Origin of the sequence: Bacillus sp. GMa5/1 (genome assembly GCF_050172015.1) — a bacterium.
Classification (GTDB): domain Bacteria; phylum Bacillota; class Bacilli; order Bacillales; family Bacillaceae_G; genus Bacillus_A; species Bacillus_A cereus.
Genome location: NZ_JBNLYC010000153.1, coordinates 1 through 9,565 on the forward strand (window position 1 = coordinate 1; position 9,565 = coordinate 9,565).

Consider the following 9,565-nt stretch of genomic DNA (forward strand, 5'->3'; position numbering starts at 1 on the left):
TGGTTACTTGAAAGTTGTGGAATAGAAAAGTATATATCGTTAAGTATAATAAAGCTATATTGGTTCTGTATACCAATTGTAGTTACAATTGGTATCTTCTTTTTATATGCAGTAAAACGACATAAAATTATTAGCAGAATCATAAAATATCCGATATTCACTTTCAAAATAGATTATTGGATCATTGCTATGTTTCTAAGCGGTTTAGTTTATTTCCTTTTAACAAAATTTCAAATTTCAAAAGGGGAATTTATTATACCTGTAACTAAAATTTTATGGCTAGTGTTTCTGGTGTTTTATTGTTTAATAAAACTATTCAGATATAAAAAGGACAAGAAAAAGGGCAAGGAAAAAGTAATTAAGAGAAAACCGATACTTTATCCTGATACCCCCATAAGTAAAGCAGCAGAAGATAAACTAGAACGGTCCCATTTCGCTGACAGACTAACAGATATTATTAATACTAGAAAGGAAGAACAAAGTATTGTTATTGGTCTTTATGGAAGATGGGGAACTGGTAAAACATCAGTTTTAAATTTAATGAAGCAACGTATAAAGAGAGAGAAGGATGTAATTACCATTTCATTCAATCCATGGTATTTTGAGAATGAAGAACAGCTGATTTTACAATTTTTTAATAAGCTAATTATAGAGATTGAAGAAAGTTTTTCAGGAGAAAAGAGTAAACTAATATCTAATATTAAGACTTATACGCATAAAATTACATCTTTAACATTGAGGATGGGTGCTGCTACTTTTTCTTTTAAAGATTTCTTAAATAATACTTCAGAAAAAACGGATGTCAATACAATAAAAAAAGACATTGCAGTACAAATTGAGAAAGAGAATAAAAAAATCATTGTACTTATAGATGATTTGGATCGATTAGATAATAAAGATATATATTCAATATTTAAGTTGGTAAAATTAATAGCTGATTTCCCTAGTATTTCTTATGTATTAGCATTCGATGAGGAGATTGTTACTGAAGTGTTATCAAACCAGTATGCTAGTGGAAAAAGTGGACATCATTTGGGACAATCATTTTTAGAAAAGATTATTCAGGTTCCGTTACATTTACCTCCAGCAAATACGCTGGATATTCGAAGTATTTTATTAGAAGGCATTCAAGAGAATTTGGATATAAATGAGATATCTTTGACTCATCGTCAAATTAATAGATTAATAGTAATTTGGGATAGGTATTTTGGAAAGTTTCCTTTGACAATTAGAGATATTAAAAGATATCAAAACTCCATTTCATTTTCGGTACCTTTACTAAAAGATGAGGTAAATGTTGTAGATTTGCTAAGTATTGAGGGATTGAGAGTATTTTTCCCTGATATATATAAGTTCATTTACAAACATTCTTCAAGTTTTTTACATAGTAAAAAAAATGAAGACTTCGGTAAGGAAAAAGAAATATTTGAGCCCTTAATTGAAAAACTTTTCAAGAATTTTTCAGCTAACGAAAAGAAAGCAATCATTGATTTGATAGTGGAGTTATTTCCTAGTAGTCAGAATTTATTTTACTATAATATTTCTTTTAGTGATAATATGGAAAAACAATGGGCAGATGAACAAAATATTTGTTCAAAGTATTACTTTGAAAAATACTTTGTATATCATGTGCCAAATGGACAAATTTCTGATATTAGATTTAATTCCTTATTAGGCCACTTAGAGTCCGAAGATATTAATGTAATATACTCTGAGATGAAGACAATGGCAGAGAAACAAAAAATCTTAAATCTTATAAACAAACTAAGAATGAGTACAGCTAGGTTAAATGAAAAAAAAGCAGAAAAACTTATTGTATGCTTAGGAATGCTGGGGGAACTACTTCCAGATAACAACAATATTTATAATACAAGAGAGCAAGTATCTATTCTTATCTATGAATTATTGGGTAAACTGTCGAAAGATAAAAGGAAAGATAGTGCCATAATTGCAATAGAATCTTCAAATTCCATAGTCTTTTCTTGGCAAATTTTCAATTGGTTACGCCCCTATAATAATGGAACAGAAGAGATTTTTAAAAATGAGGAATTAAAAGTTATAGCTACAAAATTGATTAAAAAGACCAAAATAGAAATAAAAAAACAGAATTTCTTAGAATTATATGGTGCCAATGTATACCCCTTTTTTTATGTATGGAATAAGTGGGGAAATAAAAAAGAACTAATTAATCAATTCAGAGAATGGATTAATGAAGAAAATGGCGCAGAAAAGCTGTTAATGGGATTTGTAAAACAAGAAAGTTCATTAGACGAAATAATGATTAGTTGGTTTACAGCAGAAAATTATCAATCTCTAAAGGAAATATTCCCTCCTCAAGAATTAGCAAGGGTTTTAGAAGAGAAATATGAGGATAAAATTCAATCTGATGAAGATTATACTTCGAGAAATTATAAAGATAATTATGAACAGGTAGCTCTACAATTTCTTTGGATACATAAATAAGTAAATTGATTTGAAGATTCAAGTGTAAAAAGAGCCATGTTAAAATGGCTCTTTTATTTTCTTACTTATTCCTTCTCTCTATAACTCATTGTAAATGTACAGTCACTAGGCTGTTGTCTTTGCTCAGATTTTATTTTCCATTGAGTGCACTCAACTAAAGCATCAGACGGTATCTGTTTTAAATGTTGTAACGCATTCGGAGGGTCACTAATATCAGTACTCTTAGGTAGATAAAAAGATAAAACTTTATGACCATAAATTAATCTAAATACTAAAGGATAATTACTCGATTCTTCACAATTCGATTCCCATATTTCTAGAGTAACATTTGCTATACCACCGCCTGGGATAAATGCAACATCCAAATATAAAGGCAGTATTTCTATATTATTATTAACCCAATCATAAATGTATGGGAAGTCACTCCTTTTTTCTTCAGGAAGTACAGACCAACCCATATGCACTAAAGCTTTGCACACTCCAGATAAACTGTACGGTGGCATGTTATTACATTTTAATTTTAAAATGTTATTTTCTTCTTCAAGAATTTCAAAAACCGATTCCTTTTCATCCAAAGATATGATAACCACATTCGTACCAGGTGTACTAGTTATAAACGAATTAGCCTTAGCTGGTTTATATTTTGGAGAGCCTTTTCTTGGTTTCCCTCTAACTAAAATTCTTTCTAATTGTAAATAATTTAAAAGTTCATTTTCGTGTACACTAAATATTTTCTCATTACATTCATCACATTCATCCCAGTTAAATAAACTCTTATTACCTAATGCTGCTGGTATAACATGAGCTTCTTTTTTAAATGATACTTTATCTGAATTTCTCCCACAAAATATACATTTTTTTTCATTTCGATTCCCTAAAAATTTTCTTTCAGGCTGTTCACCATTTATAGGGTATTCATATTTATCAATTTGTTTATACATCAATTTTTCGTCCATTAAGTTCATCTCCTTGTCTAATTTAATAATCGAGACACTTCTCTAATATTTTTACATTATGAATATATAATATTACTTATTTCATCGGCTAAACGATAATTAACTTTTAACTGAAAGCCAAAAATCTTTAAAATTTCTTCACCATGTTTTTTCATTTTTTCATCTTGGAATCTATATGCATCCTTTTCAGATGGTAAGCTTAGATATGATTCAAGATCGCCATCAATCGTATCAATCTCTTTTTCATCTTGGAATAAATTATTTTCAAATTGCCATGCATGACGAATCTCATGATACAGATTACCAATTAAATTAATGACTTCTGTAGGATTCCCTTTCAAATCCTGAAAAAGGAATAGAAAAATTTTAATTTTCCCCTCTTCCTGAATAGTTAAGCCCGCCGTTTCCATTTCACCATTTAATATTTGTTCATAATGCTTTCTCTTTAAATCTGGTTTATTATCACGCTCTCTTTGAAGTTTTTCACGGGTCTCATAAAAATATATAGTGAAATTTAAAGACTGATATTCTTCATCTAATAGCGCAATACTTTTTTTTATTTTTATTTCTAAACTCTTATTTAATTGTCGTATATTTAACCCCATAACTATTCCTCCCCAAATTCCTTTCCAATTATTCTAATTATAACAAATATTTTTCGGTTATATTTTTTAATGAATACATATTTCTTGGGCTTTACCTGTTTATAAAGGTTTACCTTTATAAATAACAAACTCCTTCCCACAGTAAAACCACATCTCCCTATAAATCTAATAAAAAACTTATTCAATACTTGTACAACATTGGAGGAGGTTTTTAATTAGGAGGGGGACAACCTCTCTAATTTCTATTGATAAATTCTTATCAATTTCCCATAAGAGATTCGGCTCTCTTTTTTATTTACTCTTTTTAAACTAGAACCTTTTTATACAACCTTCATAATATATATGGGACAACCTTAAACTCTTTTTTGAGAGGAATGATTAGATATGGCAGATTATTTCTGCAAAGACGGAAAGAAATATTACAAGAAAAAAGATAAATCATGTAACTCTTCAAACTCCAGTAACTGTTTCATAGAGACATTTACAATTTTCGGCTCTGAAACTACCCCTACAAGCCTTGAAATTCCACCCGGTTCTACAATTACCCTATTTGAAAATTTTACAAATAATCACAATAAAACTCTAATTCGCTTTAGTTTTAGCCCTGTATTTGCTGCGTTTGTTACATTGACTATTAGAACATTTAATTCCACAACTCCACAAACAATTACATTAACACCAGGAGATAGAAAAACTTTCTTATTTGAGGATGTTCAAAGTATTACTTTCTCAAATGCCACTACAGCTAACGCTGAACTTAGTCCATTATTTATCCAACAAACAACATGCATCTGCTGTGGTAATTCAGATTCATATTATTATGAATCTAGTGGGGATAATTATTGATAAATGATTTTAGAGGGCTTCGGCTCTCTTTTTTATTTTCCTTCGACATAATATGACAATATAATAATGTTTGTTTTGATAAGATTGTCCAGAAATATTATATTTTATATATCTTGGAGGAATTAAATTATGAGTAAAAAATTATTAATGGCTTTAGCATGCAGCGTGTTACTTATGGGATTGGCTGCTTGTGGTTCAAATGATAAAGCAAGTACATCAGAAGAACCAAAACAAGAAACTAAAAAAGAAGATGAACAAAAGAAGTTAGATGAGCAAAAACAGGAAGAGGAACAAAAGAAAATAGAAGAACAGAAAAAGGCCGAAGAACAAAAACAAGCTGAGGAACAAAAGAAGTTAGAAGAACAGAAAAAAGCCGAAGAGCAAAAGCAATTGGAAGAACAGAAAAAGGCTGAAGAACAAAAGCGATTAGATGAACAACGCAAACAAGAAGAGTCTCAAAGACAACAGGAAGAACAAAAGAAACAACAAGAAGCAGCTCGAGCAAAAGAACAGGAGCAACAAAAAGCTGCAGCTAATACAGCACCTCAGCAACAAGCTGCACCTAAACAAGAGAAAGTTCACTTTGCAAACTGTACAGATGCAAATAATGCTGGTTACTATGATATAACTCCAGATAGCCCAGCTTATGCTTCACATTTAGATCGTGATGGTGATGGCGTGGCTTGTGAACGAAATAAAGGGCATAAAAAATCTAGTAAAAAACATTAGATTTATGGATAAGCACTCTTATGAGTGCTTTTTTGTTTCCGTTCGACATAATATGACAATATTCGAATTGATTGTTTGCTATGATAAGCTCGGAAATCTTACATTTTACATAATTAAAGAGATTATAATGAAACGAACAACTGAATTTGTATTAGGTCTTATTGGTGGTATTTTTGGTCTTATTTGCGCGTTTATAGCTTTAATGACCGGTGGATTAATGGGTATCTTCCGTAAAGGTAAAGCTACTGTATCTGCTTAAAATAGGCACTCAAAAGAGTGCTTTTATTTTTTTATTAAATTATCTAATACATCTAAGATTTACAGGAGGAATAGCTTTGACACTATTTAAAAGATTTTTAATTGTCGGCTTAATGTTGACGATAATGTATGCTGCAATTTTGATGGTTACATATGGTGCGCTTTATGAAACAATTGGAGAATTCCCAAGCCTCACATCTAGAACGATTTTCCATACCATGTTTATGACGTTCACTTACACTATAATTATCGGGATTTATTATTTAATTAAAGGATTTATTAAACTCTTATTAAAAAAAACAGCAAAAGATCATTTCGTTTTTTCAGGATTACTAATGTTAATGGCAATTATTATAGTAGGTATATCACCAGAAAAAGAACCTATGAACCGACTAAACTTTAATGAACAAATCGTTGAAGAAAATGAGGTACTTCACAAAAACATAAAAACATTAGAAACAGAAAATAAAGCTCTTGATGATCAAGTGAAAAAGTTAGAAGAAGAGTTAAAAAAGCAAAACAGGTCTAAAACAGAGGGATCTCCTGCATCTCAAGTTATAACACACGAGAACCCTAATAAATCTGTTCCGCCATCTACAAATGAGCCAAAAACTAACACAGCCGACTACGATAAAAACGGTAATTATAAACCAGTGGACCAGATGACACCTGAAGAAATTAGAAAAGAAGCTGAAGGAATGCTAAAAGAAGCATTAGAAAGAGATGGAGTAAAATAACAAAATATAGATTTTGTTCACTTTTACGATACATTTATGAAACATTCATATGTTAAGTTATATAAGTCCTTTTTTGAATCATTTTCATTCTGTCAAAAAGTCCTAGCCCCTCTAGGGCTTTTTACGTTCAAATAAAGAGGTATACCAAATTTCTCAATGTACAATACAACTTAACATGGTAAAACACCATTTGGATGGGAGTCCAATACATATTATTAAAATTAAAGTGGTTCAAGTCGGAGAAAGGCACCTTTGGGTGTCTTTTCTTTATTTTCAAAAGGACCTGCTCAATTCATTCTTGAAAACATAAGGTAAAGTGAACCCATTAAATCACATGGAATGAACCCTAGTTTCCCCCTCTAATCTAAAGGAGGCACTATTGTTATAGGATATGGTGGTAGTTACGGTGAAAGCTGTAAGATTTGCTTTATTAGGGATAGTACCAACATTTCGTGAATTTTGTACGCTAAGCAAAATTTCATAAAGAAAAAGCCGATTTCCTATACGCTAGGAACTCGACCTTTTAGATTGATATATTCTGACTAAAACTCCCTTAAATAACTAAGGGAGTTTTTTAGTAAATTATAGTTTAGTAATATATTGTACTCATTGAGTAAACAATTTTGCATCCGCCCAGTCAGCATGATCATTGTCAATATTATCATTAGCATTATACGAAACTAACTCAAGTGTATTTTTTCCTGCAATATTTACTTCTACATGTTCAGCTGGATCGTGAGATTTTTTAACCGGACTTATATACAGAATTTTGCCATCAGCAATTATCACAAAATTCACAGAACCATGACCAGCTGCTACTTGATCATCTATTCCTACATCTACTGTAAATTTAGAATACTGTCCATTCAAATTATACTTAATTGTACTATTTGCATGGGAGCCAATTCCTTTGTCATATTGCACACCATTAATAGATAACTTCGTTTTATAAAATGATTGGTTTTTATTATACGAAGAATAATTAGGATTTATTTTCTCTATATCTCCTACAACAGAAATCGGAGTCAACGTGTCACTTAAATATACAGGCGTAGATGTAGCAGCTAAAGTGGTTGTATTTCCACTTACAAAAAATGTACAAATAGTAATCATTAAAACTGCAACTAAACTTAATACTTTAAACCGAAAACATTTTGGATTAATAACATACTTTGTATTCATATCAAATCCCCTTTCGATTTTTGTAAATTACCTCTCTAATCTTTACATATCAATCCAAAATTTTCAAACTATTTCTATAATTATAAATATTTATACAGAATTGTAAGAAAATTGAAAGCGTATTCCAATGTTTTTAAGTGAAAGTTGATACAGAGATTTTCGTATATCCCCAAAAAGGGACACCTATGTCCGTAGGTATCCCTTTTTGGGGATACAAATGATTAAATTTAACTTTGTAACCCTAATACCTTAATAATCTCAATTGTTTTATTATCTTTTATTTTAAAATAAAGCCTTTTCCCTATACGTTCACTAATTACAATATTTCCAAAGGCTAATTTACGCAAATGTTGTACAATCAAATCTTCTGTAATTCTTGTTTGCTTACTTAAATCAGAAACTGACAACGATCCATATGTAATCAATTTACAAACAATTGATAATCGAGTAGAATTCCCTAATAACCCTAAAACTTTTATATTTTCTGTATAGAAACTAAAATCCATATGAAACGCCCTAAGCAATTCTTCCAACCTCCCAAAATAATCCAAATAACACCAAAACATCTTAACATAAAAACAGAATAAATAACCCTAAAATATTCCAATTATTCATTGAGAAAGATAATATTTGGATGGGAGTCCAATACATATTATTAAAATTAAAGTGGTTCAAGTCGGAGGAAGGCACCTTTGGGTGTCTTTTTTATTACCCTTCGACATAATATGACGAAATAGGTTTAATCAATTCTGTTATGATGATTCAGAAATCCTCCATTCTTTTAAGTGATAAGTCCTCAACCATAAAAGAAAGAAGTGATAATTAAGGATAATTCAACTCCTGCGAATAAGAATTCTGGTTTATCGGATGATTAAATGTATATACATAATTACTAAAGGGGATGGGGATTTGAAGCAGAAGCTGATTGTTATAATATGTAGTTTAATTTTGATCCCTCTTGTGATTATGGGATGGAATAAGTATTTAGATTACAAATATGAAAAGGAACGAGAACAAGTCCATGCCGACTACGAAAAAGAACTAGTAGAACTGGAAAAGGAACAAACCAAACAGCTAGCGAAAGAAGAAAAAAGACTAGAAGAGCTAGAAGAACAGAATCGTAATGCAGAAGCTAAGCAGAAACATATGACTGATGCTTTCAACAACTTACGCAAAGGTATGTCCTACGAAGAAGTTGCAGCAGCGTTCGGTACAGAAGGTGATTTAAAAAACCAAGGTACATATAGTAATGAATGGAAAGACTATAAAAAAAATCACCCTGCGTATTTTTGGAACTATGACAGCATCTACAATATAGTTTGTAATTTTAGCTATAACAAACTAACGTCATGTAAGAAACAAGAACGTGTTCGAGTAAAAGTGAATGGAACTTGGTATGAAAATTAAACTCATCTAGTTCTTGATGGGTTTTCCTTTTATAAAAATGGCCATCAGCAAAGGCTACAATTTGCTAAACGACCAGCGTTGTATGTAAACGTGTTGCGTAACAACAAAGATATATTGTGATTTGATTTCATCATTTTTACAAAAAGCCCTCAATTTAGATTGAGGGCTTTTTATAGTTATGGTGTAAAGATAATAGAAGGAAAATACAATATTTCCGTTCATAATAATAAGTATATTTTTATGAATTCCATAATTCAGGAAATAGAAAGGCTAATTTTTGGGTGTTCTCTTTTCCTTGTATATCGTGATAATTGTATCTACTATAACGAATGTAAGTAGTGCTTCAGCAGAAATTTCAATAAGGCTTTTGATAAAAACAGAA

General features: G+C 30.6%; 10 protein-coding genes. 6 read left to right on the plus strand and 4 right to left on the minus strand.

Annotated elements, in window-relative coordinates; translation table 11 throughout:
- A partial coding sequence (locus tag ACQGSG_RS23250) for a KAP family P-loop NTPase fold protein (RefSeq protein WP_426948131.1) occupies window positions 1-2,463 on the plus strand: 2,463 nt, incomplete at its 5' end.
- Between the two features lie 65 nt (window positions 2,464-2,528).
- Here ACQGSG_RS23250 and ACQGSG_RS23255 read toward each other — a convergent pair.
- Entirely contained in the window at window positions 2,529-3,419 is an 891-nt protein-coding gene (locus tag ACQGSG_RS23255; RefSeq protein WP_325842325.1) for an HNH endonuclease, read from the minus strand.
- Between the two features lie 56 nt (window positions 3,420-3,475).
- Complete coding sequence (locus ACQGSG_RS23260) at window positions 3,476-4,024, minus strand: hypothetical protein (protein ID WP_325842324.1); 549 nt, start codon at window positions 4,022-4,024, stop codon at window positions 3,476-3,478.
- Between the two features lie 384 nt (window positions 4,025-4,408).
- Here ACQGSG_RS23260 and ACQGSG_RS23265 point away from each other — a divergent pair, with 384 nt between their 5' ends.
- From ACQGSG_RS23265 to ACQGSG_RS23280, 4 genes are all read left to right on the plus strand, one after another.
- Window positions 4,409-4,870, plus strand: a complete 462-nt coding sequence (locus ACQGSG_RS23265) for a hypothetical protein (protein ID WP_325842323.1) — start codon at window positions 4,409-4,411, stop codon at window positions 4,868-4,870.
- Between the two features lie 129 nt (window positions 4,871-4,999).
- The gene (locus ACQGSG_RS23270; RefSeq protein ID WP_325842322.1) at window positions 5,000-5,599 is read left to right on the plus strand and encodes an excalibur calcium-binding domain-containing protein; all 600 of its coding nucleotides are present in this window, start codon (window positions 5,000-5,002) and stop codon (window positions 5,597-5,599) included.
- A gap of 127 nt (window positions 5,600-5,726) precedes the next feature.
- Complete coding sequence (locus ACQGSG_RS23275; RefSeq protein WP_325842356.1) at window positions 5,727-5,858, plus strand: hypothetical protein; 132 nt, start codon at window positions 5,727-5,729, stop codon at window positions 5,856-5,858.
- Between the two features lie 76 nt (window positions 5,859-5,934).
- A complete protein-coding gene (locus tag ACQGSG_RS23280; RefSeq protein ID WP_325842321.1) occupies window positions 5,935-6,594 on the plus strand; it encodes a hypothetical protein in 660 nt (219 codons plus the stop codon).
- A 606-nt stretch (window positions 6,595-7,200) separates the two neighbouring features.
- On the opposite strand, the gene ACQGSG_RS23285 is transcribed toward ACQGSG_RS23280, so the two are convergent.
- Both ACQGSG_RS23285 and ACQGSG_RS23290 read right to left on the minus strand, forming a co-directional pair.
- Complete coding sequence (locus ACQGSG_RS23285; RefSeq protein WP_325842320.1) at window positions 7,201-7,776, minus strand: NPCBM/NEW2 domain-containing protein; 576 nt, start codon at window positions 7,774-7,776, stop codon at window positions 7,201-7,203.
- A 227-nt stretch (window positions 7,777-8,003) separates the two neighbouring features.
- Window positions 8,004-8,282 (minus strand): ArsR/SmtB family transcription factor, encoded by a 279-nt coding sequence (locus ACQGSG_RS23290; protein WP_000347619.1) that lies wholly within the window; start codon window positions 8,280-8,282, stop codon window positions 8,004-8,006.
- Window positions 8,283-8,685: 403 nt separating this feature from the next.
- Between ACQGSG_RS23290 and ACQGSG_RS23295 the strand changes: the two genes are divergently transcribed.
- Entirely contained in the window at window positions 8,686-9,183 is a 498-nt protein-coding gene (locus ACQGSG_RS23295) for a hypothetical protein (RefSeq protein ID WP_325842319.1), read from the plus strand.
- The last annotated feature ends 382 nt before the right edge of the window (window positions 9,184-9,565 follow it).